The sequence below is a fragment of the Streptomyces sp. NPDC045470 genome (genome assembly GCF_040646595.1).
Lineage (GTDB): Bacteria > Actinomycetota > Actinomycetes > Streptomycetales > Streptomycetaceae > Streptomyces.
Genome location: NZ_JBEZAN010000020.1, coordinates 58,338 through 84,963, shown reverse-complemented (window position 1 = coordinate 84,963; position 26,626 = coordinate 58,338). Strand labels below are relative to the sequence as shown.

Genomic DNA, 26,626 nt, shown 5'->3' with positions numbered 1-26,626 from the left:
ATCTGGTTTCATCGCGTGTCGTCCAGTAGGTCGGCCCGTGGAGGAATGGATGCCAGAGCACAGCGTGACGGTCCGGAACGTGGCGACGCTGAAGGTGGCGAGGGTCGGCCGCGTCGAGAAGACCGATGACCCTCTGCGGCCGTTCCGGCTCGTAGACGCCGATGGCACCGAGGTGGCGGCGGTCAGTGAATTCCTGCACCACATGCTCGCCGACGACGCGAGTCCGACGTCGCTGCGGTCCTACGCCTATGAGCTGTTGGCGTGGGGCCGGTTCTTACGCGCCGTGGACGTTCCCTGGCATCTGGCGAGCCGAGTCGAGGCCCGTGACTTCGCGCTGTGGCTGAAGACCACGAAGAAGCCGCCTCGGCGGCGCCGTCCCGACGCACCCGCACCGGGCTCGGTGAACCCGGTCACGGGGAAGGCCACGCCCGGCGAGAACTATGCCGCTCGGACCAGGCGGCACGCTCGCGCGGTGATCCGCTCGTTTTACGAGTACCACCGCGAGACCCACGGCCGGCCGCTGATCAACCCGTTCCCGCAGGGCAGAGCTGCCGATGAGGGGAGTCCGAACGCGCATCACAACCCGATGCAGCCGTTCCGGCAGCCCTCGCGCCGGGGCACCTACCAGCCCAAGGAGCCCAAGCCGACCCCGCGGATCATTCCTGAGCAGGCATTCAACGACCTGTTCGCCGGGTTGAAGTACAACCGGGACAGGGCTCTGATCGCGTTCTACATCTCCACCGGCGCCCGCGCCTCTGAACTGCTCGGCGTCCCGCAGGGCCTGGTCGCTCCCGGGGACCAGACGATCGGCGTGGTCCGCAAGGGCAACCAGGTCCTGCAGCACCTTCCCGCCTCCGCCGACGCGTTCGTGTGGCTGCGGCTCTACCAGCAAGAACTGCGCGGTATGGTCCCCAAGCACCCGTCGGAACCGCTGTGGTGGACGCTGCGACGGCCCTTCCGCCCTCTGGAGTACGACGCGGCCCGGATGGTTTTCACCCGTGCCAACCAGTTGCTCGGCGCGAACTGGACCCTGCACGACCTGCGGCACAGCGCGGCCAAGAGGATGGTCCGCGATCCGAACCTGACCCTCGCCGACGTGCAGTGGGTTATGGGACATGCCCACATCACCACCACGGAAATTTACATCGCTCCCACGCCCGACGAGGTCGTCGCCCACGTCCTGGCCCACCATGAACGACAGCGCGCCGAGCAGGCCAAGCCGCCGGCCCCGCCGGCGCCGGGTTACCGCCCCGAGGTGCTGGCAGCGCTGTTCGGCACTTCGGCTGCGGGCGGCGAAAACCGGTGAACCCGACCGCGAACGTCGACGTCGCCAGGGCCGTCGAGCCACATGAGGTAGACAAAGCGCTGGAGTGGGAACCGCGAGTCGGCGAAGCGAGCTGGTGGCAGACCCGTCAGAGCCGGGAGAGCCTGGTCGAGCGGCTGCTTGGATTGTTCACCGACCCCGGTGCGGGCCTGACCCGCGACAAGACCCGGCGGCGGGGCCTGGGTAAGCTGCTGGACTGGCTCGAAGGCCAACCCGGAGAGACCTGGCAGGATCGCTGGGTGGCCAGCGGGGCGGACGACGCCGGTTTCGAGTGGACCGATCTGCCCCTCCAGGGACACGGCACACCCAAGAGCCACTGGCGCGATGAACTGTCCACGGGACTTGTGCTCCTGGTCGCCGGGCAGGCGATCCGCCCCAGCTACCCGTGGCTGCTGCGGCAGCGCGTGACGGTGATGCTCACCGAGACCCGGGCCGCCAGCGACCCCGATGCCTTCCAGCGGCTCGAACAACTGGCCCAGCACGCGACCCCGACAGCGAGGTCCGACGCCCTGAACAAGCTCACCTGGATCGTGATCCGCAAGGGCGGGCTGGTCAGCGACATCACCGTCGGCGACTGCATCGAGCTGACCGCCGCACTGGAGGAACACCACTTCCGCGGCAGCGCCGGCCGTCCGCTGTTCTACGCCCTGCTCAAGGAGACCGGCGTGCTCCCGGCCAGCGCACCGCTGCGGCTGCGGGCGCTTCGCATCGAGGGCCGCCGCAGCGTCGAGCAGATCGTCGACGCGTACGGCATCGAGTGCCGGCCCGTCCGTGACCTGCTGGTCGAGTACTTCACTGACCGGGCTCCCGAGCTCGACCACGTCTCGCTGCGGGCCATCGCCCGCAACCTGTGCCGGTTGTTCTGGCGCGACCTGGAGATCCACCATCCGGGCATCGACTCGCTGCGACTGACGCCCGAGGTCGCGAAGGCGTGGAAGAAACGACTGGCCTTCATCCGTGACGCCCAGGGCCAGCCGGTGCGGGAGCGGGTGAACTTCCGCAGCGAGCTGGTGTTCGTCCGGGCGTTCTACCAGGACATCGCCCGCTGGGCCGCCGACGATCCAGCGCGGTGGGCGCCCTGGGTGGCACCGTGTCCGATCAAGGCGAACGAGTGCGCGACGAAGAAGGCCAAAGCCAGGGTCAAGTCCCGGATGGACCAGCGGACCCGGACCCAGCTGCCGCTACTGCCCGCCCTGCTTCGCGCCGTCGAGCGGCAGCGCAAGGACGCCGAGGCTCGCATCACCGCGGCCCGCACGACGCCAGCTGGTGGACGGTTCCTCGTTGCCGGGGAGGAGTTCGAGCGCTGCGGGTCCGGGCAGGCCCGCCGCGTCTACGTCACCGAGGTGGCCGCCGGCAGGCGGCGGAACCTGACCCACGAGGAGGAGGCGGCGTTCTGGTCCTGGGCGACGGTGGAGGTGCTGCGGCACACCGGCATCCGGATCGAGGAGATGCTGGAGCTCACCCACCACAGCTTCATCGCATACACCCTGCCCACCACCGGCGAGGTGGTGCCGATGCTGCAGGTCGCCCCGTCCAAGACCGATGCGGAGCGACTGCTGCTGGTCTCCCCGGAACTCGCGGAGGTTCTGACCGCGGTCATCTTCCGGGTCCGGGCCGGGAATGCCGCCCTGCCGCTGGTGTCGGCCTACGACGTGTTCGAGCAGACCTGGAGCCCGCCCATGCCGTTCCTGTTCCAACGCCGGTACGGCACCGAGGACCGGCCGCTGACCCGCAGCTACATCCGCGAGTGCCTGGTCGCGACCTCGCAGTCCGCCCAGATCACCGTGGCCGGCGACCCGCTCGAATGGCGCCCCCACGACTTCAGAAGGATCTTCGTGACCGACGCCATCCGCTCCGGACTGCCCCCGCACATCGCCGCGAAAATCTGCGGACACGCCGCTCTGGACACGACCATGGGCTATGCCGCGATCTACCCAGAGGACGTGATCTCCCATCACCGGGCCTTCATCGCCCGCCGCAGAACCGAACGGCCCAGCGAGGAGTACCGCGAGCTCACCACCACCGAGTGGAACGAGTTCCTGGCCCACTTTGAGCTCCGCAAGGTCGCCTTGGGGACCTGCGGCCGCGACTACGCGACCCCGTGCCAGCATGAAAACGCCTGTGTCAGATGTCCCCTCCTCCTCGTGGACCCGGCCCAGATGCCACGTCTCCAGGAGATCCACGCCAACCTCGTCGACCGGCTCCAGGAAGCCCGGGAACACGGCTGGCTCGGCGAGGTCGCCGCCATCGAGACCACCATGGCCGCCGCCACACAGAAGCTGGAGGCCATGCGCGAGCGTGCGGCGCAACCGTCCACCGTCCATCTCGGCATGCCCGACATCCGCCGGGACGCCGGCCGGTTCACCGCGCGGCCTGACCTTGGCTGACGGCCGACCCCATCAGGCGTCTCGCACCTGCCCGGCTCAGTCACCACCGCAGTGAGGCAGCCGGGCCTCGATGCTCACGGCGATGCCGACAACGGCTTGGTCCCGTTGATAACGAGCGAAGCCAGACACGAACGACGACGAAGATCAAAAGGGAACCGATAGTCCGGCCTCGCGCAGCTGCAACAGTGCTGTGGACATACATTGCTGCACAGTCCTCCCGTCAGCACGCATGCCATGCTCCAAGGGACCCCCACTGGCGGCGAACGTCCACGCTGGCGCGCTTTCAGCCACTCTCTCGGCGTCCACTCTGATCATGGCGTTCACACCCTGCTCACCCAGCCATTCCAGGATGAGGAGCGTCACGTCCTCGATGCCACCATCCTGGTCGACCTTTGGCCGGCGGCCCTGCTTCCCTGTCATTGTCGAGACTCTACCGAGGGGGTCGAAGCGGCCGTCATCCAGCCGTCGCGCGCATCGACCCCAAGCAGCGAAACGAGGATGCGGAGGAGCGGTCCTAAGCACTACAACGAGGGGATGACCGTCTTCCTGTGTTCCAAGTGTGGCTCCGCGATCACGCCGGAGCTCGCCGAGCTTGCCAGCGTCCCTCACGTCTCAGACGACGAGCGCGACCGGGACAAGGAGACACGCCGGGCGCCTTCCACCGTTCCGCAGGGCCACTACGCGATCGATCCCGAGCCCTGGGGAGCTCCCTACGTCGTGCAGGACGATCAGGAGGACCCGAAGCCAGCGCAGCCGCGCGGACATTTGGTCTGCCGAGAAGAAGGCTTCGTCATCTCGGCCGGCAGCCGACACACAGTGCTGGTGCATCCTGATGACGCCGCCGGCCTTCAGCCACTGCCCAACTGGGAGAACAGCAGTGGATACTGCGGACCGACAGGCGACACGGGACTCAACCGGGCCTGCCCCTGCGGCGCCCCGGTCGCGACTCTCGCGGCCGACTGTTTCACGCCCTTTGAACTGCACCTCGATCCCGTCCGGACCTACGCGTTTTCCCAGTAGGACCGCGAAGCACGTGCGGATGACGTGCACGACACGCTCGATGGAACGTCTCCAGCCAACTTCTTCACGACTACTTTCCGTAGTGAACGGCGGCTCGCACGGGCCTGCCGCCGAGCTGAGCTAGTTCGGATAAGCCTGCATCCGCTGCCCGATGCTCCACGTCAATCCCAAGATGCTCGTCCGGCTCACCGAGCTGGAAGCCGACCTTCTACACCGCCGGGCACAAGCCGAAGCCGAGGGCTGGATCGGTGAGATTGAAGGTATCGACCTCACCCTCACCTTCCTCCGCGCCAAGAGCGACGAGACCCAACGCCGAGCCCAGCGCCCAGCTGTCCACCTCGGCATCCCCACACGCCACCGTCCGCAGGAGTCCGAATGACCTTCCCCAGGATGTCGTCCCGTGCAGCACCGCCGTGCGCCCGGAGCTCATGCCAGGTAGCGGGCTCCGGTCGCGAGGAGGTCGTCATAGAGCGCCGACGGCGGATCCGCCTTTTGGAGGTGTTCGGCGGCCAGGCGCATGTGCTTGAGGTTCTGGGCGACGGTCCAGTCGCGGCCGCCGCATCGGTCGATCAGCTCGGCGATCGCAGCGACTTCCTCCTCGCCGGGATCGCCCTGGCCCGCGTAGTAGGCGGCGAGGCGCTCGCTGTCGCGGTGCCCGGACGCAAGGGCGACTGTGACCATAGGCGTCATCTTGCGGCGCCGGATGTCGCCGCCCGACGCCCGTCCCCTGTCGAGCGTCGGCCACACGTCCGTCAGATCGTTGTGGTACTGCGCGGCCATCCCGAAGTGGAAGCCGTACTCCCCGACGGCGTCCACCTGCTCGCTGGTGGCGTCGGTGAACAGGACGGGCAGGCAGAACACACCACGCAGGCCGTCCGCTGCCTTGGCCTGGTTCACGGCGACGGCCTCCTCCAGGGACGTCCCAACTCGCCCCTCCTGACCGGTGTCGCGCGCTTGCCCAGCGCACAGGCGGCTCCAGCCGTCACTCATCATCCGAAGCGCCTGGGGGGTACGGGGGTGGCTTTGCTCGCCCAGGTGAGAGAAGGCCAGCCCCAGAAGGGCGTCGCCCACCATGAGCGCGCATTCGGTGCCGTAGGCCGCCCATAGCGCCGGCCTACCGCGGCGCACGGGGTCCCGGTCGAGGACGTCGTCGTGGATGATCGAGGTGTTCACCAGGAGATCGCCGACGACCGTGGCGGCGACTCCCCGTTCGACGGGCCCGCCGTCGACACCCGCGCACAGCAGAGGAAGCACCAGACCCCGGCGTCCGACACCGCCGCGCTGGCCGATGACCGGTCCGCCACCCTTGCCAGCCCAGCCGTAGTGGTAGCGAACGGCTTCCACCAGCGGTGCGGGCAGGCGTTCCACCACGCTTCTGACGGCCGGATCGATGACCTTCCCTCCTGCTTCGAAGATCTCCTCAGCCGTACGATCACCAGTACGCGGATCGGAATGCACGCCAGCGCTCCTTCACTTTCCAAGACGTGGGGTCGACGCCCAACGATCATGGTCGCTAACGAGACGCCGGTGCCAGATGACACGGCACACCCCAACCCAGGAGAGCCACGGCGTGGCTGGCGGGGGCTCTACATCGATCACGGTGGCCTCGTTGACGAAGTAGGACCCCACCGTCACCGTCGATGAGCTCGAACCAGGCGTCCCCGGCCACGGCACGGTGACTGCCGACGTGGTCAACGCACCTCAGTAAGCCGCCCTGTGGGAGCCAACCGCGAGGTGTGCTTGGCACGCTCTCTCCCCATCCGGCCGGGACGTGAACAGCCACTCGGCCCGCGAGCGAAGCCCCCAGAAGTCGCCGGCCTCCTCGTCCGAGGTCAACGCCTACTTCTACCCCTCACCGCCTCGCCCTCACGTTTGCACCGCTCCAATGAGAGCGCTGATCCCGTCGGCACCGGGTGATCTGCCTGGCAGCGGCCAGCGCCGTCGCCACCCCTGACCCCATCCCAATCGATCTCGGAAGCCCTATGACGAGCCACATACCCCCGTTCACCCATGAGGGTGAAGTGCAGAGAAGCACCGGCGAATACAAGATCAAACCCATCAAGAAGCAGGTCCGCGCCCTCCTCGGCTACCCATATCCCCGGCGCATCCCCAAGGGTGTGTTCGTCGAGCAGTGGGTCGGGATCTCCACCGATGAGTTCCACCGGGCCAAGGACGCCGACGTCGCCTACATGCACAACCGGCACCCGCTCATCGAACTGGACTGGTCGCGCGCCGACTGCCTGCGCTATCTCAAGCAGCGCGGTCTGGCCGACACTCCGAAGTCGAGCTGTCTGGGCTGTCCCTTCCACGGCAACGCCCAGTGGCGGCACATCCGGGACCACAGCCCGGCCGAGTGGGCCGACGTCGTCGCCTTCGACGCGGCCATCCGCGGCGGCAACGCCCGCGCGAACGCCGGTGACAACCGGCTGCTCGGCCAGGCATTCCTGCACCGCTCCCGCGTCCCGCTCGACCAGGCGCCCATCGACCACGTCACCGCCGCCGAATGGGCCGCCCGCCAGACCGAACTCGACGCCGAGCCCGCGGACCCCGACAGCCTCGACGTGCTGGAGGAGGGTGTGGCCGACGGCTGTTCGCCCTGGGCCTGTCGCGGCGAGCAGCCGAGGCAGGACGACTTCGGGCTGGCCGCGTGATCCTGGATCTGTTCGCCGGGCCCGGCGGCTGGTCGTACGCCCTGTCCATGCTCGGCATACGGGACATCGGCCTGGAATGGGACCAGTGGGCCTGCCGCACTCGCGCCGCGGCTGGGCAGTTGACGCTGCGGACCGATGTCGCCCGCTACCCGGTGGGCCCGTTTCTCGGCCGCTGCACGGGTGTGATCGCCTCGCCTCCGTGCCAGGCGTGGTCGATGGCCGGCAAGCGGCTCGGTCTGCTCGACCAGCCGCTGGTCCACCAGGCTGTCGCCGATCTGGCCGCCGGGCGCGACACCCGCGAGAAGCTGCTCGGTGCCTGCCGGGATGTGCGTTCGCTGCTGGCTGCCGAGCCCATGCGCTACCTGTACGCCCTGAACACGGTGGGCGAGCCGGAATGGGTGGCCATGGAGGAAGTGCCCGACGTCTTGCCGCTGTGGAAGCAGTACGCGGCCATCCTGCGCTCGTGGGGGTTTTCCGCGTGGTGCGGGATTCTCAACGCGGCCGACTTCGGGGTGCCCCAGACGCGGCGGCGGGCGATCCTGCTCGCCTCGCGTACCCACCCCGCCGTACCGCCGGAGCCCACGCACGCACGCGTTCCGGAACCGCCCACGCTCTTCGGCCCCGGCCGGGCCCGCTGGGTGTCCATGGCCAAGGCGTTGGGCTGGGGCGCCACCGACCGGCCCGTGCCGACCGTGTGTGCCGGAGGCGGACCCGGCGGAGGCCCCGAACCCTTCCCCTCCGGTTCCCGCAAGACGCTGGCCGACGCCCGCGACCGCGGCACCTGGCAGCCCCCGCCCCGCACCCGTGGCGCCGGCGGCCCGGCCGGCACCGCATCCGCAAGGACGTGGTCGCTGCGCACCAACAGCCAGGCCAACGCCACCGTCCGCACCCTCGACGAGCCCGCCGGGACGCTGTTCTTCGGGCACCGCGCCAACGAGTGCGTCTGGGTCGCCGAACCTCCTCACCCCACAGCGGACAAGGACGCACCCGCACCGGAGGCGATCCGCATCACCGCCCCGGAAGCGGGCGTGCTGCAGACCTTCCCCGCCGACTACCCGTGGGCCGGCAACAAGGGCCAGCAGTTCTCCCAGATCGGCAACGCCGTCCCACCCCGGCTCGCCGCCCACCTGCTGGCCCCGCACCTCGGCCGCACCCTCGGCCCCGACGACTTCACCCTGGCCGCCTGATGCCCTCCACCTCCGCACCCGACGAGGGCGCCGGGCTGGCGGACGCGCCTCCTCCGGCGCCGGTGCACTACGCCGAGCAGGCCCTGCTCGGCGCCCTCCTCCTCGAACCCGCCCGCCTGGACGGACTCGGCTCGCTGGCTGCCGAGCATTTCGGCGACCCTGCCCACAGCGCCCTGTATGCGGCGATGCGCACCGCTGCCGTGCCTGGCGCCGACGAGCACCGCACGGCCCCGGTGTGGTTGCGCCGCGTCCTGGACGCGGCCCAGCCCCAGGCGCCTGGGCTGACCGCCTCCTATCTGCACAGTCTCGTGCACCGGTGTCCCTGGCCCGGGCACGCGGTGGCCTACGCCCGGATGATCGAAGCCGACTACGCCCGCCGCACCCTGCGCGAGCACGCCGAGCGCCTCGCCCAGGCCGCCACCGACGGGTCGCTTCCCGACCCGGCCGCCACCGTCCTGGCCCGGTGCGACGCCCTGTCCGGCTTCCTGGACACCCTGTCGGGCCGGTTCGCCCCGCACCCCGGCTCGCTTCCCCGCACCCCGCCTCCCGCCCCCGCCCGGCCCACCGCCGGCGAGGAAGCCCGGGAGGAGGAGCAGGCGCTGCTCGCGTGTGCGACGGCGCAGCCCGCCAGGCTGCGTCAGATGCGCTGGCTGCAGCCCGACGACTTCGCCCTGCCACGGCACGGGCAGCTCTTTGCGTGCCTGACCGCACTGGTGCACCGCCGCGAGCCCGTCGACGCGGTCACCGTGCTGTGGGAAGCCCAGCACCAGCATCTGCTGATCGCCGAGTTCACCCCCGACGATCTGCTCGGCCTGCTCACCACCCCGGTCGGCACTCCCGAACACTGGGGCGAGAAGATCCTGCGGCGCGCCCTGCTCGCCCAGGCCCACACCACCGCCCAGTGCATCCGGGCGTTCACCGACGATGCGGCCAACACCCCGCACCAGCTCGCCACCGGCAGCCGCCGCGCCCTGGCCGATCTGACCGCCCGACGCACCCGCTGGCAGCGCGCCACCCGCAGCCCCGCCACGCCCCGCACGCCGGCCGTGCCCCGCGCCGGGCCCCGCCTGCGGACCACCGCTGCCTCACCGGCCACCCGCGTCTGGCGATAACCCACCCTGCCCGGCCGGCCCGCCGCGTCCAGCCGGCCCAGAAACGAGGACCATGGCCCAGCCCGGCACCGCCGCCCACGTCCGCCTCGACCGACACCCCCAGCACACCTCCGCCGTCACCGCCACCCTCACCGGCTCCTCCCCCACCACCGCGCGGGCCCTGCTGAGCGTCCACGGCTTCCGCGCCACCGGCGAACGCACCCTGGTCCTGGCCCGCATCGACCACGAGGAACCCCACTATGCCCAGCAGGCCGCCCACGCCCTGCGCGCGGCGGGCCTCACCGTCGAGGTCACCACCACCCTCCAAGAGGACATCGACACCGAGTGGGACTGGACCGGCCATCCCCTGCACTGGCTGGACCGCGACGAGATACGGGAGGTCTCCGACCAGGCCCAGCAGATCCACGACGACATCGTGTCCGGACGCCTGATCATTCACCTGCACGCCCACGACGGCTGGACCACCGTCGCCGTCGGCACCTACCGCGACGGCCACAGTGTCCACCTGCACGGCGAAGACCACCTGCGGCAGATCGCCCTGGACTTCACCAGCCCCGCAGAAGCCATCTCCGACTTCGAGCGCCTCCACGGCGCCGCGGTCCGGCCCGGTCCGGCCCCCGCCACCGACACCGAACAAGCCGCCGCACAGGCCCTGACTCCTGTAGGCGAGACGCGGTCAGAGACCGAGGCACACGAGGCGGCGCCCCGGACCGTCCCCGTCTACGCCGCCGATGACGGCGACCACGAAGCGCTGCTGGCCGACTTCCTCGACAACCACCGTGACTGGGAAAAATATCGCACCTGGAGCGACGAGACGACCGTCGCCAGCCACGAATCCCTGACCCGGCGGGCCGAGTTCACCCACGAGGCCGCCCCCAGGGACACGGCCTGGGCCTTCGCCGTCTACGGCTCTCCCGTCGGCGAGCGCCTCTGGCACGCCACCGCCAGTGCCCGTACGCCCGCGGCCCTCGTCCGTATCCTGCTCGACACCCTCACCTCCCCGGACGCGCACCGTCTGGGGCACGAGGGCACGGGGCCTGGACACGTCCGCGTCGCGAGTCCCGAACCGGACCTGGCCCAGGCGGCCTCCGCCTTGCTGAAAGCGGGCTGGCAGCAGACGAGCTACACCTGGGGGATCCAGTGGACGCCGCCCAACGGAGACGGCGCCGGCCTGCGCTTCGACGCCCGCACCACCCGGAGCGCCGACACCCTGCCGGGCTGGACCGCCTGGGCCGGTACCAGCATCGACCGGCCCACCTGGCGCTTCCGCCTCTCCCCGCGCATCCCCGCCACCGCCCTGCAGGAACTCGCGCACGAACTCGCGCACGGACGCGTCACCCGTCGGCTGCCCTCCACCGGCGCACCGCGACGGACCCACCACACCGCACCGGCCCCCGCCCTCCCGCCCCAGCCCCCTACACTCCGCACCTCCCGGACACGCTCGTAAGAAGACGAAATCACGGCCCCGATCGCCATAGGTCGGGGCCGTTTCCCTCTGGCACCTCCGTCACCAGCACGCTGAGCCCGGTGAGGGTGAACGCTGGTGTCCCGTGACGTCGAAGTCTGCGGATTGAAGCTTCACGTTGCGGAGGATCTTGCGGACTGAAGAGTTACCTTGCGGACAGGGCGGGGTTAGCTGGTCGTGGTCCATGCGCTAGAGGTTCTGCCGGGCGGTTCCGCCGGGCCGCTGGCGGCCGGGTTCGAGGTCGCGTACATCGCTCCGGACGGGACGGAGTTGCGGCGCCCTCTGGCGGACGCGTGGCGGAGTGTCGTCGCAGCTCAGAGAACCTGAGGTACCGGCCGTGTGTCAGTGGTCCATGACAGACTCGAAACCATGTTGCCCCGGTCGAGATTCACGCCGCTCCCGAACGAACAGTGGGAGCGCATCGAGCCCCTCCTCCCGCCGGCCGGGAGCTGTACAGGGCGAGCGGTCGGGGGCCTCGACGTGACCGTGGGCGGGCGTTGAGATGGCCGATTTCAAGGATGAACTGTCGCCGGAGCTCATCGGGCGTCTCGCGGGTGACCTTGCGGGTGCCTCGGCCTCGTTCGACCGGGCGGCTTTCGAGCAGCTCGCGTGCACCGGCATCGGTGACCTGGAGCTGAAGGCCCGTATCGACTGGATCGCCCGCGCCCTCGCGGCGACGATGCCGACGTCCCCCGAGGAAGCCGCCCGGGTAATCCGCGCCGCCCTGGACAGAGGGGGGCTCACGGGGTGGGCTTCCATGCCCGTCAACGCCTACGTCGCCTCGGCGCTGCTGGACCGGCCCGACGTCGCGCTGCCGCTGCTGGCCGCGCTCACTTCCCGCTACACCGCCGAGTTCGCTATCCGACCGTTCGTCGAAGCCCACTACGAGGTCACGATGGAGCAGCTCAGGGCATGGACCACCGACCCGGACGAACACGTTCGGCGGCTCGTCTCGGAGGGCACACGCCCGCGGCTGCCCTGGGCACCCCAGCTCTCGCGGTTCGTCGCCGACCCCGCTCCCGCGCTGGCGCTCCTGGAGCCTCTCGTCAACGACGAGTCCCTGTACGTGCGCCGTTCCGTGGCGAACCACCTCAACGACATCAGCAAGGACCACCCCGACCTGGTCCTCGCCACCGCCCGGCGATGGCTCCGCGGCAGTACGCAGGGCGATTTCGTCGTACGCCACGGACTGCGGACACTCATCAAGCGAGGGCACCCGGAGGCTCTCGCGGTTCTCGGGTTCGATCACCACACTCCGATCGAGATCACCGACCTCGTCTGCTCGCCCTCCACCATCTCCATCGGGGAGGCGACCACCATCACCTTCTCGCTGCATGCTGCCGACGCGACGAGAGCGGTGATCGACTACCTGGTCCATTACCAGGGGGTTCGCGGCCCCAAGGCGGGCAAGGTGTTCAAGCTGACCGTCCGGGACCTTCCCGCAGGCCAAGCCGTCCGCTTCTCACGCCAGCACCGGTTCGAGAGCCTCTCGGTCCGCACGATCCACCCCGGCCCGCACCGCATCGAGGTCCAGGCCAACGGACGCGTTCTCGGCGCGACCGAGGTTCACATCACCGCTGCCGAAGCACCAGACGCCTCAGCCTGAGCGTCTGAGCTGAACCGAGACGGACCCACGCGGCCACCTGCACACCGGCCTGGACAGCCCGAAGGCAACAACCCGCCGTCGCGGACAGCCCCGGGTACGAGAGCGGCAGGGCGGCCCGGCCGAACTACGGCCCGTCGAAAACGCTCGCCTCGGGCCGGGCGGGCCTGGCCGTGCTGCTGCCGACCATGGCCACCACCGAGGCGATGTGGCAGCGCGTACGCGACTACGTCGCGCGCAGCACCCAGACAGACACTCCGGTCACGCTGCTGCACAGCCTGGCGTGGCTGAATGAAGAATACGCCGAGGACGGCAGCGACACCGTGCTCGGGGAGGGCTGCGTTGCCACCACGGCCGGGGAGTTCCTGCGCGGGCGGCACCTCGGACTCGTCGCCGGCGTCGCGGTGGGCACGTGGGACCAGGCGGCGATGGCGACTCTGCCGGTGCGGTTCAATGTGCTGCGCTGGCTCGGCCTGTCCGGCAAGACGCTGATCATTGACGAGGCCCATGCCTATGACGCGTACGGACATGCGCTCACCGTGCGTCTGCTGGAGTGGCTGGGGCACCTGGGGGTACCGGTGGTCCTGCTGTCGGCCACCTTGGCCGGCTCGCTGGCGCGCCGCCTGGTCGACGCCTACCTGCGCGGGGCCGGGCACCCCGGCGCCGGGGACGTCGCGCCCGCGTATCCGGGCTGGCTGTTCGCCGATGCCACATCCGGCGCCGTGACCGCCTCGCCGGTCATCGAAAGCCGCCGCCAGCGCTCGCTCGTCATCGATCTGCACGAGGTGAGCCATACCCACGATCCGGACCGCCGCGACGGCCGGGCGCAGCGCCTGGCCGAGGAGCTCGCTCCGCTCTACGAGGCCGGGCAGGATCCCGGGGCTGTCCTGGTGGTGTGCAATACCGTGCCGGCTGCCCAGCAGACGTACCTCGCCCTGAAGGAACGCCGCGGCTCGCGCCGGCCGCGGCTGTTGCTGCTGCACGCCCGGATGCCGGTGTGGCAGCGCGACGCCACCACCCAACTGCTGCTGGGCCTGCTGGGGCCCACGGCGGCGCGTCCGGACGAGCCGCTGATCGTCGTCGCGACGCAGGTGGCCGAGCAGTCCCTGGACGTGGACTTCGACTTGGTGATCAGTGACCTGGCGCCGCTGGCCCAGCTGCTGCAGCGAGCCGGCCGCGGACACCGCCACCAGCTCGGCGAACGCGGCGCGCGCCCCGCCTGGGCCGACGCACCCCGCCTGGTGTCTGCTCCCCCAGCGGATCGCTGCCGCCACCGGCCTGGGGCGAGGTCTACGACGCGGCGCTGCTACGCCGCACGCGCGACCTGCTCACCGACCGGGCCGGGCAGCCTCTGGACGTGGGCGAGGTGGCCGAGGCGATCGAAACGGTCTACGCCGACCTCAACGACCTGGCCGACCAGGCGCTCTCCGACGACCGGCAGCGAGCGGTGCGCGAGACGGCCCAGGCCGCCGCGGCCGATGCCGTCGCCATCCCCGCCCCGCACCAGGTCACGGACCTTTACCCGCTGACCGACCGCGAGATCGATCCCGCAGCGGTCACCACGCGGCTGGGCGCCGACTCCGAACGATTCCTGCCCCTCTACACCACTGCCGACGGCCGTCGATGGCTCGACCCGGAATGCTCCCAGCCGCTGCCGGTGCCCCCAGCACCGCAGCAGCGCCTGGACCATGACACCGTAGCCCATCTGGTGCGCCTGACCGTCCAGGCACCGGGCAGCTACCTGCCCACGACGATCAGGAAACCTTCCCGCCGAAGGAGTGGGAACGCACCCCCACCGCCCGCGACCTGCGACTGCTGCCTCATTTTGTCGCTCAGGACGGCTCCATCGGAGCGTACGAAGCATCCCATCACACGTTGCGGCTGGACACCGAGCTGGGGCTCGTCCGCCGCGCCGACCGCTGACACGCCTCCCGCAGCGGCCCGTATAGCGCGTAATCCCCGGTTAGCCAAACCGGGGATCCGCCGCATCATTGAGAGTCCACCGCCGCCGCCGTCGAAAGGCCGACGCCAGACCTGTCACAACTTCATCCCCGGCCAGGACGACGCCCTACAGCGTCTCGCGCTACGCCGCGGCGTAGCTGAGGCGGAACAGGTCCTGGGCCCGCTCCAGGTCCCGCTCCGTGCGCAGCCGGACCTCCAGGTTGCCGGTGCCGTGGTGGCCCAGTCCCGTTACGTCCCGGGTGAAGCCGGGCACCAGGCCGGTCTCCTTCGGGTCGGCCTTGAGGTAGACGAGCAGCTTGGTCTGCTGCGGCGGGCACACGCAGGCGAAGTTCCGCAGCCGCCGGTATGCCCGGTAGAGGCGGTTCTCGGTCGTGGTGATGTCCTGCCCCAGGCCCAGCAGTGTCTCGTCGACCGCGGCGGCCAGTTCGGCCATCGCCCCCTGCGCCAGGTGCCCGCGCGTCCTTGCGGCCGGGCGCCGGCGGCGGGCCGTCCCGGGTGCCGGTGTCTGCCCCGTGGCGGAGGCCACCGTCTCCAGGCCGACGAGCCGCTCGCCGTAGAAGCGGTAGCGGACCAGGTCGATGCTGCGCCGGTGCTCGCGCACGGCGTGCACGTCGTAGCGGGTGAAGTCGCCCGCCACGCAGATCAGCCGCGGCGCGCTCCACCGCACCCGGGACGCGGCGGCCGCCCCCAGGCGCTCGCGGACCAGGTGCCCGAACTCGGCCCGGTGGTCCATCAGCCACGCCAGGTAGAACAGGCCCTGGTTGATCACGCCCGCATCCGTGCCGCGTTTGTACTCGACGACCACCGGCGCGTCGTTCTCGTCCAGACCCAGCGAGTCGATCCGCCCGCCGTGCACCGGTCCGGTGCTGTACTCGCTCGCCAGGAACCGCACGCCCAGCATCGTCTCCATGTGCGCCTCGATGAGGTGCTGCACATCCGCCTCGACCTCAGCAAGACGCGGCGCGACCTCGCTCACGCCGCCGTTCGTCGTGTGGAACAGCTTCAGCCCCGACACCTTCCCCTCCTCGCCTCCGGGACTGCCAACGCCTGCGAGGCCCACGATTGTTTCTGCGGAGGGCCGCGAATCGGTGAAGATGATGTGAGAGCCTGACAGCGGGCACTCAGACCTCTCGTGTCCCCCAGACATCGAAATCCTGCCGTTTCCCCATGTGTCCCCCACGCCCCGGGGGACAGCCCGGGAAGAGCACGTTTGCCCAGGTCAGGTGCCATGCACTCGATGATGGATCGAGTGCCTTCTAAACACCCGCTCTGTCTCTTCACGGCCCCGAACGGTCGGCGCGAGCCATCCGGGGCGCCACCGTTCACCTGACGTTCCGCCAGTGCCGGGTTGCTGTCGTGCTGCCGCGGCAGAGCAGCGAAGTGTTCTACTACGGGCAGGGAGACGTCTGCACCGACGCAAGGTTCGCAACGACGCAGCTTGTGCATCGGAACAACGCGCTGGGGCGGGGAGCCGGGACCGAAAGCAGGCACCCGCCCGGACGGACGGATACCCAGCACGCTGTCGTCGGCCAGGATGCCGCGAGACCACCGGATGCCTGTCAGCCGGGTCAGTCGTCACCGCCGGCCGTCGGCCGCCGGTTGTGGAGGATGTCGTGGGCCAGGGCGGGCAGCGGGCGGCCGGTGGCGAAGGCCAAGGCGCGCAGGCGCGCGAGGGCGTCGGCAACGGAAGTGTCCAGGATACCGGCCAGCACTCCGGTGGCCCGGTAGGTGGTGCCCCAGTGCGCGTCGATGGTCTCGGCGGGCTCCCAGGGCAGCGTGTCGTCGGCGGCGAAGTGGGGCAGGCAGAAGTCGGCGACCAGGCCCGCGGCCGCGTCCATGGCCGCAGCCGCCTGAGCCAGCGCCAGAGCATTCAGGCGCAGCGGGTCGAAGCGCACGCATTGCGCGGTGCCGAAGGTGTGCGTCCCCAGGCTGAGCGGGAAGGCGTAGACGGCTGCCACGTGCGCTGCCTCCTCCTGCAGGCGCGGGGCGAAGAAGGGGTAGGGCATCGGCTGGGTGTGCAGGTCGGGGTAGAGCACGGGGCGGCCGGTGGCGGCGGCGTCGGTGCCGGGGCCTTCGCCGGTTTCGAACTGCACCTCTTCCAGGCACAGTGCCGCCGCTCCGCAGGTGCACAGTACTTGCTGGGAGGTTGGGCTGGTGGACAGGCACAAGGACACCTCCTCCACCGGCAGGCCCCGGCACAGGGCCGCACACAACCGCTGGGGAAGGCGGGCCCGGTCGCGCTTGCGGGCGGCCGCATGCACCAGGCGCACGCCGTCGAACCCGGGCGCCGTGCGCCCCTTGTTCTTCCCACTTCGTTGACACACCGGTGCCGAGTCCCCGTTCCTGTCGTTTGCCAACGTGTCCTTTCGGCCGAACCGGAACGCGACCGTCAGCCCCGGCCGGCCCGGCGCGGTCCTGCGGGACAGCGCACCCGGCCCTCCGCAGAAACACGCGCAAGGGCAGGGAGACGGAGCTGGCCTTCGGTCACGGTCGGCAGACGCTGCTTCGTCGGCATCATGCGGCTCCTGCATCGCGCTCCGGCATCGCCGTCCAGATTTTCGCCAACGCCTTGTCCGCAAGACTCTTGGGTCTGCTGTGCAGGCGGCCCGCCTCGTGCTCGCATCTCGTCGAGGCGGGCCGCCCGTACGGTACGCCAGCCGGCCCGGGCCCGGAGGCGGAATCGGCAAAGCCCGCCCGAAGACCGCACGGACCACGGACGGCGACACCACGAGGCGCATGGGACACGTCGTCTTTCCATGGCCAGGGGGTGCGGCGAGCCCCGACCGGGCCCTGAGATGCAGCACCCGGCTGGTGCGGCGCACCGCGCCGCTCAGCAGCTTGACGGGGATGGCCGGTAAGGGCCTGTTCCTGTGAGCCGGGCTGCTGACCGTCCTGCTTCCCTGGGACCGCAGGTCGCCGCCAACAGGCGGGGATGACCCGGGCGTGAGGGCGGCGCCCCCGGACGTCCTCACACCCGCCTTCGGGTGCTGCCGTCAGCCGCAGCGAAGCCGCCGGCCACTTCGGCCGGCTTCCGATCGGTGCCCAGCGTCGCCCGGACGGTCTTGCCGCCGCCCGGATCGCAGCGGACATCCAGCGTCTGGGCTATGGCGCCAACCAAAGCCAGGCCACGGCCGTCTTCCGCTTCCCCTCCGAGTGGCCGGGGCCGGAGCCGGGCCGGGCTGTCATCGTGCACTTCGACGCTCAGGTGCCCGCTGTAAAGGCATAAGCGCAGGCGGCAGGCGCCATGCGTATGGCGGACGGCGTTGGTGACCAGTTCGGAGACCACCACCGCCGCGTCGCAGGTGTCGACGGGGTGCCGCCCGGTGTCTTCTCGGCCGAGGTACAAGCCGGTCAGGCGCCGCGCCCACAAGGCCGCGCGCTCGGTGTGGGGCAGGAGGTACTCGGCTCGCAGGGTGCGGGCGTGCGGCTGGTACATGGGGCTCGCTTTCCGGGTACGAAGGCGGGACGGCGGGTGAGTGCCGGGTGCCCTCAAAGCCCCTGGACAACCGGCCTGCCCGGCAGTTCCGGCGACACCCGGCACACCGGGCGGGCGTACGCCGGGCGCACGCCCGCCGGGAGACCAGCGACAGCACCGGACCTGTACTGCAAAAAATGTTGCAGGCCGCCGAGAAGCTCGGCCTCTTCTGCACGGTCACGCGGGTTTCGGCCACGCCCCCTGCCGGCCTCCTGCCAGACATCCGGCAGGCTCACGGCGCCATGCCGGGGCGTGGGGCCAGGCACAGTGCAGTGGGCCACCCCCGCGTACGGCCGATCCTGCGGATGCGGCAGCAGAGCGGACGGCTACGGCCCGGGCCGGACGGCCTGTACAGGCGTCCTGGACGGTGGCGTAGCGGGGAAAGCGCCGGGTCAGTCCGGTCAGCCGGAGCAGCCGGCCGATGGCGAGCTGATGGTAGACCAGGCGCAGCCAGCCGCCGTCGGCCTCGCCGCGGGCCAGGGCGGTTTCGAGTTCGGTGAGGGTGCTGGTGTCCATGAAGGTCACGGCGGTGAGGTCGGCGATGAGGCGGGCCGCGGGTGCTGCCTCGTCTCCGCGAAGGAGGTCGCGCAGCGCCGGGGCCGTCGACAGGTCGAGTTCGCCGGTGGGCCGCACCGTGCGGACCTTCCCCTGCGGTGCGGGACAGCGAATGCTCAAGTGGGACAGCTCCTTGCCGGAAGAGGGCACCTGCGACAGGTCTCCTGCCGACGGTGGGACGCCACCTTACGGACCGCACACCAACCGCAGGAGCAAACGGTTTCCCTATCAAAGGAATGCGCTCTTCCGCCTCCTTGCGCTCGCGTGCGGCCGTGAACTGACCACATCTGACCGGCCGATGCGGCTTTGAGTCCACCCCCTTCGAACAAGGGACGGGGAGGGGAGCAAGGCTTCGTCCCTCGGTCTTCGGCTGCCGCCCGGTGCCGTGGTCCTCGGCGCGCCATGCTCCTGCGTGCGCCACCCCCTGCCGGTTGCCCCGCGCAGGTACCCTGCGGCCAAGGACTGGTGAGTATTCTGCGAAGAACAGCTACCCGTAGCAGGAGAGAGGCGTAGAGAACTTCGTTCCGGCGGGACGGAGTGGCGCTCGGGCGGCCGGGTATGTCAGTGGCACGGTCCTCGCGTTGCGCCATGCGAGCTGCGCGCTCTTGGGCCTGGGCGCCCAACTCTGCGACTGTGAGGCTTTGATGACGGCGGCACGGCCTGCTCAGTACCATCTGCTGGCCCTGCCTGACGGGTCGTGCGAGACAGTCAGCTGTCTGGCCTCCGTCATCCGGTGCGGCGCGACAGCACCCACGGTGATTCTTGATGTGTCGGCGGTGGAGCGGCTGAGTATCGATGCCCTGGCCGTTTTGGTCCGCAAGGCCATGCGCCTGCACTCGGTCGGCGGTGAACTGCTGCAGGCCGGGCCCTGCCCCGCCGTACGCAAGGTCATCGAACGGACGGGGACCGGTCCGCTGCTGCCCGTTTACGCCGACACCACTGCCGCAGTCCGCGCGCTGACCGACGACGGCCGCACCTGGCGCCGCCTGGAGCTGACGGCCGGGCGCGGTGCGCTCTTCGCCGAGCCACCGTCACCGCCACCATCGCTGTGACAGCACTGACCGTGACGATTGAGTGAAGGAACCGCAACGGTACGTGACCGCAGGGGCGGGGCTTCGTTGCTCCGTCCAGAAGACCGCCCGGGCCGCGAAGAGGAAGCCGGTGATCATGGCGCACCGTGGAGCACGTGCGGGCCCGACGCCCCTGCCGCGGCGCCGGGCCGGAGTGCTCGACTGGCGGCTCCCGCTGCTGGAGCCGCCAGGTGCGGCTGGTCACGCAGTGCCAGCGGGGCGGGGGTCAGTCGCGCGGGCTCCGGCTGCGGCGCACGAGTGCCATACCGCCGAGCAGCAGAGCGCCGCTCGTGGCAGCCGCAGCACCGAGGTGTTCGCTGCCGGTGTGTGCCAGGGCCGGGGCCTGGGCGGCGTGCCCGGCCTCTCGGCCCCTGCCCCCGGCCGGGGTGGCGGCCGACGGGTTGCGGGAGTCCACTTCTCCGGCGACATCAGCCGGCGGCCGATGCCCCGGCCCCTGAGGATCAGTGGGCGGCTGGTGACCCCCCGGCCCCGGAGTCCCGGGTACCTCATGCCCCGGCGGCCGGTCGCCGGGCGGCTGATGGTGCCCCGGGGGCTGGTGCCCCGGCGGCTTATGCCCGGGCGGTTTGTGGCCGGGAGGCTTATGACCGGGGGGCTGGTGGTTGCCCGGCGGCTTGTGCCCCGGAGGCTTGTGGCCAGGCGGCTGGTGGCCGCCTGGAGGCTTGTGCCCGGGTGGGCGGTGGCCGCTGCCGGTGCTGGCGCAGTGGTTGGCGAAGGCGGGGTTGAGCAGGCCGATGACGTTGACGGTGTTGCCGCACAGGTTCACCGGTACATGCGCCGGGGCCTGGAGCAGGTTGCCCGCGAGAACGCCGGGGGCGGCCGCGGTGCGTCCCGCGGCACCTGAGTCGGCATATGCGCCCACCGCCGTGCCGGCCAGTATTCCGGTCGCCGTCGCGGCGACCAGCACGCTGTGTTTCACGAAGTGCTGCACGTGTGGTCCTTCATCTTGTCGAAGATGACGAACCGGGCACCTGGTGCCGGCCAGGTGCCCGTATCCCGAAGGGATATCGCTCAACCCCCTGCGCCGGGGACCACCGCCCAGGCGGCGAACACCCGGCCTACCGGTTCTTGTTGAGCAGCCATGACGGAACCGGGCAGGGACGTTGAGCGCGTCGTATCGGATCAAACGATCGGTACGCCGGAAGGCAACGCACGGCTCTCCGCACACCCCACTGCCTGAACGGTTCTCCCCTCGCCCGCAGCGCCGTCGCGAACCCTCTTCGGCATGGACATGCGCTCCCAGCAGCCCACGCCATACCTGCACACCCGTGCGGGAGGCCACCCCCGCGCGCCACGAGCCCGGAAAGGGCCAGGTCACGGACGTGTGCGGTGCGGCGTGCCAGGGGGCGTGTGGCCTACGGCTGGGCGCCGGGGCGTGCATGGTGGACACACAGGAGTTGTGCAAATGTCCGGGTTCTGTAATGGGCCGTCGCATGTTCAACCACTGTCTGCCGCACGGGCGCACAGTGAGTCCGCCCGGCACCCGTCTGGGCATCTCGTCCTACCGGCCCCGCCCGCGGCGGGGCCGTCCGCAGGAGGTTCACCTTGTCCCGTTCCGCCCGTCTCGCGGCCCTCGCGCTCGGCTCGGCCACCCTCGTCGGCGCCGCCGCCCTGCCGGCCACGGCCACCGACACCCGCACCCTGCCCGCCACCCACCGCTCCCCCGTCGTCATCGGCGCGGTGCAGGCCGACAGCCCCGGCCGCGACGACGGCTCCAACCGCTCCCTGAACGCCGAGTGGGTCACCGTCAAGAACACCGGCCACCGCCCGGTCAACCTCAAGGGCTGGACCCTGACCAGCGAGCGTACCCACAAGACCTACCGCTTCAACCACCTGCGCCTGGGCGGCCGCCAGGAAGTGCGCGTGCGCACCGGCCACGGACGCGACACCTGGCGCGACGTCTTCCAGAATCGCCGCAACTACGCCTGGGACAACCGGCGCGACACCGCCACCCTGCGCAACGACCACCACCGCATCGTCGACACCAAGCACTGGGGCCGTCATCTGCGCTAGCCACAGCGCGGGGCCGTCTCCCAACGGCCCCGCCTGCCAGGTGCGCCGCGGCCACGGGGAAGGCTGCGGCGCACCGCCGACTCGCGGCGGCCGGTACCGAGCTTGGGCTCACCGTGCGGTGTCGCAACAATGAGCTTCGCGTCGGCGTGCGCCCGGCGCGAGGAGATGACCATGCTTCCCACCATGGCCACGCACGGCTGCGCGCCACAGCACCACCGCTCGCAGACCGAGGCCGACCACGTGATCACCGAAGAGTGCACACGGTGCGGCTACCGGATCTCCTACGGTCCCGCCAGAGTCAGCTACCCCTTCCTCTTGCCCTTGTCACAGCCAACGCCCCGGCCCTGCACGCAGCCGGTGTCTTTCACGCAACGGGAGGCATCAACGGGGTGGAGCCCACACCGAAGCACCCATTGATCACGCAGCGGCCCCGTACTCCTGCTCCGCGTTGTGCTCCACCTCCGCCCGAACCCGGGCCAGGGCCCGGCTGATCAGGCGCGAGACGTGCATCTGGGACAGGCCCAGCTCGGCGGCGATCGCGCTGTGCGTCATGTCCTCGAAGAACCGCCAGCACAGGATGCGGCGCTCGCGTCCGGGCAGCCTGCGGCCCGTTTCCCGGACGAGTACGTGCGAGGCGCCATCAGGTTCCTGAACGAGAACAGCATCGGCCGCCACTCCGGCTTCGCTGCAGCGACAGGCCGGCACGGCGTATCAGGACCAGCCCGTACGGGACGAACGGGCAGCGGGGCGGCGGCTGGAACCGCCGCCCCGCGGGCTCAACACCCGGCACCGTACGCTCCCCGAGCATCCTGGCCATCGTCGGCCGGTGCCCCTGACAGGTAACCGCACACCCACCGGACAGGCTGGGCCATCCGGTGCTTGTCCAAGCCAACGATCACCTCTGGCCCAGCCTTTCGCGGTCTTCCTCAGAGAGCTGCCGCGGCAGAGCCAACGGTCGAGGTACCAGGGAACCGAAGGGAGCCATGGGCCTACGATCAAGGTGTCCACTTGTGTGACTGTGCAAGGGCAGCCCGGTCACTCTGGAGTCGGCACCGGTTCCAGGTGACCTGTGATGTCCAAGCTCGCCGTCGCGACCTGACACTTCCTTCCGACCGCTGCGCCTGACGGCGACTCGGTGCCGACTACTGCATCCGACACGATCCTCAGCGCGTTGTGCCCCGCATGGGAGGCCAAGCTCCCCGGGCTTATCGTCCACTGGGAGCCCGGTGTCACAGACGGGCTTCGTACATCCTCACGAGGGCCTGACACACGACCTGCGTGCTTCGCGTCAAGGTGCTGGTGCTCTTCAGCCCGATGCAACTGCGTCGAACGCTCCTCGTTCGACGGCCGGCAGCCAGGGGGCGCGGTCCGCCTCGCGCTGCGATGGTGTCCTCCCGCAGCAGTGTCTGCTCGATGGCGTCCTGGCCTTCCAGCAGCATTCGGCGCGCCCGGTCGTCGACCGGGAAATCGGCGCCGCCGTCCGCCCAGCGCAGGCAGCGGGCCCGCAGGTCGACGGTGAGCCGGAATTCGGGGTCGGCCTCCACCCGGTCCACCAGCCCCTCGATCACCGGCGCCGGCAGATCGACCGGGATGAGTCCGTTGTTCAGTGCGTTGCGCCGGAAGATGTCCCTGAATCCGGTGGCCACCACGGCCAGGAAGCCGCCGTCGCGCAACGCCCAGACGGCGTGCTCGCGCGAGCTGCCGATGCCGAAGTCCTTACCGGCCAGCAGGATCGTCGCGCCGCGGTGTTCGGGCCGGTCGATGACGCAGTCGCCCCGATCCCGCCAGCGCTTGAACAACGCATCCGCGTAGCCCGATTTGACCACCCGCTTGCAGAACTCCGCGGGCAGGATCTGGTCGATGTCGTCGGCGCACGGGCACCGCGGTGCCGGTGTGCTGGGTGGAGGGTTGCACAGGTGTGAGACCTCTCATGCCAGGTCGGTGGGGGCGGCGAGCCAGCCGGTGACCGCCGTGGCGGCGGCCACCTCCGGGGAGACCAGATGGGTACGGGCGGCGGTGCCCTGCCTGCCCTCATAGTTGCGGTTGGAGGTGGACGCGCTGCGCACTGCGCCTTCGAGCCGGTCGGTGTTCATCCCCAGGCACATCGAGCAGCCCGGCGACCGCCATTCGACGCCGGACGCCAGGAAGACTTCGTGCAGCCCTTCGACCTCGGCTTCCTTTCGGACCTCCATGGAACCGTGGACGACGAGCAGGCGGGTGTCTGCGGCCACGGAGCGCCCCTCGATGACGGAGGCCGCAGCCCGCAGGTCCTCCAAGCGGCCGTTGGTGCACGAGCCGGGAAAGACCATGCCCGGTACGATGGGCGGCGCCCCGAGGACTGCGCCGTACCGCGCGCCGCGCCCTCTTGTAGCTGGCCCGTTGAGAGAGAATGTGGCGCTGTGAGCGCGGGAAGTTCCACCCAGCCTAACCTGGTTGAATTCTCCAGTACCGACCCGGAAGCATGCCGGGCATTCCTGGACGCCGCCTACGGTGCCCGCCTTCAGGTACACGGCCTCGGCCCGGACCAGAAGATCACTCACTGCCGGTACGTTTTAGGGGAGCTCTCCCTCGACCGGATGGTGCTGGCAGCTGACATCACCTATCGCCGTGAGCCCCTGCAGCCCCTGCTCTTCTCGTCCCTCCAGGGCACGCACGGCCGCCTGGAACATTCCTGGGGACACGACAGCCACCGGTTCGGCCCGGGCGACGTGCTGTTGATCTCCCAGCCCGACGCCCCCTGCGTCGGCCGGGTTACCGATGCCCGATTTCGCACGGTCGGCCTCGCGACAGAACAACTGGCCATGGCGGCGGCAGCTTCGGGCCTGCCCGCAGGTCCGCTGCGCTTCACCGACTCCAAGGCCGTAAGTCCTCAGATGGCCAGGTACTGGAAGCGCACGGTCGCGTTCGCCCTGGCAGAGGTCGCCGCCGGCCCGGAAGCCGTCGCCCAGCCCCTGGTCCTCTCCGGAATCACCCGTCTTCTTGCCACCGCCGCGCTCGCAGTCTTCCCCCACACCCTGAACCACCACAGCGACCCCGCCGCCTCCGCGTCACGCGACGCGACTCCGTCGACGGTGCGCCGGGCGGTGGCCTTCATCGAATCGCATCCCGACGCCGACATCGGCCTGTCCGAGATCGCTGCGGCCGCGCACGTCAGCCCGCGGGCTCTCCAGCACGCCTTCCGCCGCCACATGGACGTCACACCCACCGGTTACCTGCGGCGCGTCCGTCTCGCCCACGCCCACCAGGACCTCGTCGACGCCACCCCCGGCAGCGGTGCCACGGTCACCGCGATCGCCGCCCGCTGGGGCTTCGCCCACCCGAGCCGCTTCGCCGCCACCTACCGGACCGCCTACGGCCGCACTCCCCAGCAGACCCTGCGCGCCCCGTAGACATCTGGGCGGTGCCAGTGAAGCGGCGGGACCAGCCGTGCCTGATGTCCGGTCCCCGCCGCCCGCCACTCGCGTCGGCGGGGTCGGGGCCAACGCAGGCTGTGAACGGTTCGTACGCAGCCGCTCATCGCTCCATACTCCGCTGCCGCACCGCCCGTGGATAGCACGCAAAACGACACCCGGGACGCACCTGTCCGCGAAACGACACCGTGTGGCCCCGTCACGACGCCACCGGACCGGCCAGCACACGAGTTCACAACGGCGGCGGCGCCGCAGCCGCTGGCTGTCACCAGCGCCGCCGAGGCGGTGCACATCGGCGGACCGGGCGCTGCCGTCACCGGCATCCAGCCGCCATCGGTCCGGCCCGCCGCATCACCCGTCTGGTGCGACCAGCGAAGCCAGCCGGTCATGCCCAGCCATTCGGCCTCCCGCCCCCCCCGCTGGTAGGGCCGAGCAGACGTGCGCCTGCCTGGAGGTCCTCGTCCCGCCGGGCTCTCCTCCCCGCCGTCCGGCCCGCCGCACCCAAGCGATCGCCACACGATCGTTTCACGGAGCCGAAGTGACCCATGTGGTCGCAGGAACGGCAAGAGCGGGCAAAGGCCGTGCAGTCCGAGCGGCGGTGGTGCAATGTGCGCATCCTGTCGGGCATCGGGCCACAGAAGGTACCCCGGCCGCCTGCTGACCAGCAGGACCAAGGTCGTGGGTGGGGATGCGCCGTGCGAGATGAGGCACCGATGACGTCAGTGGCACCCCCGCGCAGCAACCCCGGCCGGCCGGAGCTGTTCCGGCAGCTGATGGAGTGCTCGCAAAACCCGATCCTGACCAAGACCGCCGACAGGCGGATCACCTTCTGGAACACGGCCGCCGAGCGCCTGTTCGGCTACCGAGCCGGCCAGGCCGTCGGCCGCCATGTCGAACTGGTGATCCCGTCCGGTCTCAAGGCCGAGGAAGCAGGGCTGCTGCGCCGCCTGGCCGCCGGCGAACGAATCGAGCACTACGAAACCCGCCGCCTGACCCGCGACGGGCGGCTGCTGGACATCGACGTGACGCTGTGGCCGATCCGCGACCGCAGCGGCACCATCACCGGCGCCTGCTCGACGATGCGCGATGTCACCTGCCGCAAACGCGCGCAGCAGGAACTGGCCGAGCTGCGGCACCTGTCCCTGGCATTGCGGCTGACGGGCGAGGCCGAACGCATCCCAGGCACCGACGCGGCCGCCCGCTACCTGCCCTCCACCCAGGGGCGCGGGGTGGGCGGGGACTGGTACGACCTGATCGACCTCGGGGCGGGGCGCACCGGGATCATCATCGGTGATGTGATGGGCCGCGGCCTGGAAGCCGCCGTGGTCATGGGCCAGCTGCGTTCGGCGGCCCGGGCCCTGGCGCTGCACGGGG

21 protein-coding genes and 3 pseudogenes are annotated in these 26,626 nt (G+C 70.5%); 14 read left to right on the top strand and 10 right to left on the bottom strand.

Annotated elements, in window-relative coordinates:
• Window positions 1–49 precede the first annotated feature (49 nt).
• Window positions 50–1,306: a site-specific integrase gene (locus AB0A97_RS35380; RefSeq protein WP_361158065.1), complete on the top strand. Its 1,257-nt coding sequence runs from the start codon at window positions 50–52 to the stop codon at window positions 1,304–1,306.
• Window positions 1,303–3,711 carry a site-specific integrase gene (locus tag AB0A97_RS35375; RefSeq protein ID WP_361158062.1) on the top strand — a complete coding sequence of 803 codons (2,409 nt, stop codon included), beginning with the start codon at window positions 1,303–1,305 and terminating at the stop codon, window positions 3,709–3,711. Before AB0A97_RS35380 ends, AB0A97_RS35375 begins: the two co-directional genes overlap by 4 nt.
• A gap of 144 nt (window positions 3,712–3,855) precedes the next feature.
• Here AB0A97_RS35375 and AB0A97_RS35370 read toward each other — a convergent pair whose 3' ends face one another.
• Complete coding sequence (locus tag AB0A97_RS35370; protein ID WP_361158059.1) at window positions 3,856–4,131, bottom strand: hypothetical protein; 276 nt, start codon at window positions 4,129–4,131, stop codon at window positions 3,856–3,858.
• Window positions 4,132–4,245: 114 nt separating this feature from the next.
• Here AB0A97_RS35370 and AB0A97_RS35365 point away from each other — a divergent pair, with 114 nt between their 5' ends.
• Window positions 4,246–4,731, top strand: a complete 486-nt coding sequence (locus tag AB0A97_RS35365) for a hypothetical protein (RefSeq protein ID WP_361158056.1) — start codon at window positions 4,246–4,248, stop codon at window positions 4,729–4,731.
• A gap of 151 nt (window positions 4,732–4,882) precedes the next feature.
• On the top strand, window positions 4,883–5,110 hold the full coding sequence (locus AB0A97_RS35360) for a recombinase (RefSeq protein ID WP_361158053.1): 228 nt from the start codon (window positions 4,883–4,885) through the stop codon (window positions 5,108–5,110).
• Between the two features lie 47 nt (window positions 5,111–5,157).
• Here AB0A97_RS35360 and AB0A97_RS35355 read toward each other — a convergent pair whose 3' ends face one another.
• Window positions 5,158–6,189, bottom strand: coding sequence for a polyprenyl synthetase family protein (locus AB0A97_RS35355; protein ID WP_361158050.1), 1,032 nt, complete (start codon window positions 6,187–6,189; stop codon window positions 5,158–5,160).
• Between the two features lie 563 nt (window positions 6,190–6,752).
• On the opposite strand from AB0A97_RS35355, the gene AB0A97_RS35350 reads away from it, so the two are divergent.
• From AB0A97_RS35350 to cas3, 6 genes are all read left to right on the top strand, one after another.
• A complete protein-coding gene (locus AB0A97_RS35350) occupies window positions 6,753–7,382 on the top strand; it encodes a hypothetical protein (RefSeq protein ID WP_361158046.1) in 630 nt (209 codons plus the stop codon).
• Entirely contained in the window at window positions 7,379–8,569 is a 1,191-nt protein-coding gene (locus AB0A97_RS35345) for a DNA cytosine methyltransferase (protein ID WP_361158042.1), read from the top strand. Before AB0A97_RS35350 ends, AB0A97_RS35345 begins: the two co-directional genes overlap by 4 nt.
• Window positions 8,569–9,681, top strand: coding sequence for a DnaB-like helicase N-terminal domain-containing protein (locus AB0A97_RS35340; RefSeq protein ID WP_361158039.1), 1,113 nt, complete (start codon window positions 8,569–8,571; stop codon window positions 9,679–9,681). Before AB0A97_RS35345 ends, AB0A97_RS35340 begins: the two co-directional genes overlap by 1 nt.
• Before the next feature lie 52 nt (window positions 9,682–9,733).
• Window positions 9,734–11,128 (top strand): DUF317 domain-containing protein, encoded by a 1,395-nt coding sequence (locus AB0A97_RS35335; protein ID WP_361158036.1) that lies wholly within the window; start codon window positions 9,734–9,736, stop codon window positions 11,126–11,128.
• A 520-nt stretch (window positions 11,129–11,648) separates the two neighbouring features.
• On the top strand, window positions 11,649–12,752 hold the full coding sequence (locus AB0A97_RS35330; protein ID WP_361158033.1) for a DNA alkylation repair protein: 1,104 nt from the start codon (window positions 11,649–11,651) through the stop codon (window positions 12,750–12,752).
• 185 nt (window positions 12,753–12,937) lie between these two features.
• The gene (gene cas3 / locus AB0A97_RS35325; RefSeq protein ID WP_361158030.1) at window positions 12,938–14,278 is read left to right on the top strand and encodes a CRISPR-associated helicase Cas3'; all 1,341 of its coding nucleotides are present in this window, start codon (window positions 12,938–12,940) and stop codon (window positions 14,276–14,278) included.
• 554 nt (window positions 14,279–14,832) lie between these two features.
• Here the strand turns inward: cas3 and AB0A97_RS35320 are convergent.
• From AB0A97_RS35320 to AB0A97_RS35305, 4 genes are all read right to left on the bottom strand, one after another.
• A complete protein-coding gene (locus AB0A97_RS35320) occupies window positions 14,833–15,726 on the bottom strand; it encodes a DUF5655 domain-containing protein (protein WP_361158027.1) in 894 nt (297 codons plus the stop codon).
• A 553-nt stretch (window positions 15,727–16,279) separates the two neighbouring features.
• Window positions 16,280–16,981, bottom strand: a complete 702-nt coding sequence (locus tag AB0A97_RS35315; RefSeq protein WP_361158024.1) for a GAF and ANTAR domain-containing protein — start codon at window positions 16,979–16,981, stop codon at window positions 16,280–16,282.
• A 698-nt stretch (window positions 16,982–17,679) separates the two neighbouring features.
• Window positions 17,680–18,147, bottom strand: coding sequence for an ATP-binding protein (locus AB0A97_RS35310; protein WP_361158021.1), 468 nt, complete (start codon window positions 18,145–18,147; stop codon window positions 17,680–17,682).
• A gap of 216 nt (window positions 18,148–18,363) precedes the next feature.
• Window positions 18,364–18,861 carry an STAS domain-containing protein gene (locus AB0A97_RS35305; RefSeq protein WP_361158019.1) on the bottom strand — a complete coding sequence of 166 codons (498 nt, stop codon included), beginning with the start codon at window positions 18,859–18,861 and terminating at the stop codon, window positions 18,364–18,366.
• A gap of 635 nt (window positions 18,862–19,496) precedes the next feature.
• On the opposite strand from AB0A97_RS35305, the gene AB0A97_RS35300 reads away from it, so the two are divergent.
• Window positions 19,497–19,793 (top strand): STAS domain-containing protein, encoded by a 297-nt coding sequence (locus AB0A97_RS35300; RefSeq protein WP_361158016.1) that lies wholly within the window; start codon window positions 19,497–19,499, stop codon window positions 19,791–19,793.
• A 244-nt stretch (window positions 19,794–20,037) separates the two neighbouring features.
• Here the strand turns inward: AB0A97_RS35300 and AB0A97_RS35295 are convergent, their stop codons facing one another.
• On the bottom strand, window positions 20,038–20,760 hold the full coding sequence (locus AB0A97_RS35295; protein WP_361158013.1) for a chaplin family protein: 723 nt from the start codon (window positions 20,758–20,760) through the stop codon (window positions 20,038–20,040).
• A gap of 614 nt (window positions 20,761–21,374) precedes the next feature.
• Between AB0A97_RS35295 and AB0A97_RS35290 the strand changes: the two genes are divergently transcribed.
• Window positions 21,375–21,842 carry a lamin tail domain-containing protein gene (locus AB0A97_RS35290; RefSeq protein ID WP_361158010.1) on the top strand — a complete coding sequence of 156 codons (468 nt, stop codon included), beginning with the start codon at window positions 21,375–21,377 and terminating at the stop codon, window positions 21,840–21,842.
• A gap of 417 nt (window positions 21,843–22,259) precedes the next feature.
• Here AB0A97_RS35290 and AB0A97_RS35285 read toward each other — a convergent pair.
• The 3 genes and pseudogenes from AB0A97_RS35285 to AB0A97_RS35275 form a co-directional block, all read right to left on the bottom strand.
• Window positions 22,260–22,460 (bottom strand): annotated as a pseudogene (locus tag AB0A97_RS35285) (sigma-70 family RNA polymerase sigma factor); the annotation flags it as partial.
• 611 nt (window positions 22,461–23,071) lie between these two features.
• Window positions 23,072–23,668 carry a 3-isopropylmalate dehydratase small subunit gene (locus AB0A97_RS35280; protein ID WP_361158008.1) on the bottom strand — a complete coding sequence of 199 codons (597 nt, stop codon included), beginning with the start codon at window positions 23,666–23,668 and terminating at the stop codon, window positions 23,072–23,074.
• A gap of 102 nt (window positions 23,669–23,770) precedes the next feature.
• Window positions 23,771–24,148, bottom strand: a pseudogene (locus AB0A97_RS35275) (aconitase family protein); the annotation flags it as partial.
• A gap of 270 nt (window positions 24,149–24,418) precedes the next feature.
• On the opposite strand from AB0A97_RS35275, the gene AB0A97_RS35270 reads away from it, so the two are divergent.
• Together AB0A97_RS35270 and AB0A97_RS35265 are read left to right on the top strand one after the other, a co-directional pair.
• Complete coding sequence (locus tag AB0A97_RS35270) at window positions 24,419–25,231, top strand: helix-turn-helix transcriptional regulator (protein ID WP_361158004.1); 813 nt, start codon at window positions 24,419–24,421, stop codon at window positions 25,229–25,231.
• Window positions 25,232–25,797: 566 nt separating this feature from the next.
• Window positions 25,798–26,625: pseudogene (locus AB0A97_RS35265) on the top strand (PAS domain S-box protein); the annotation flags it as partial.
• Window position 26,626 lies beyond the last annotated feature (1 nt).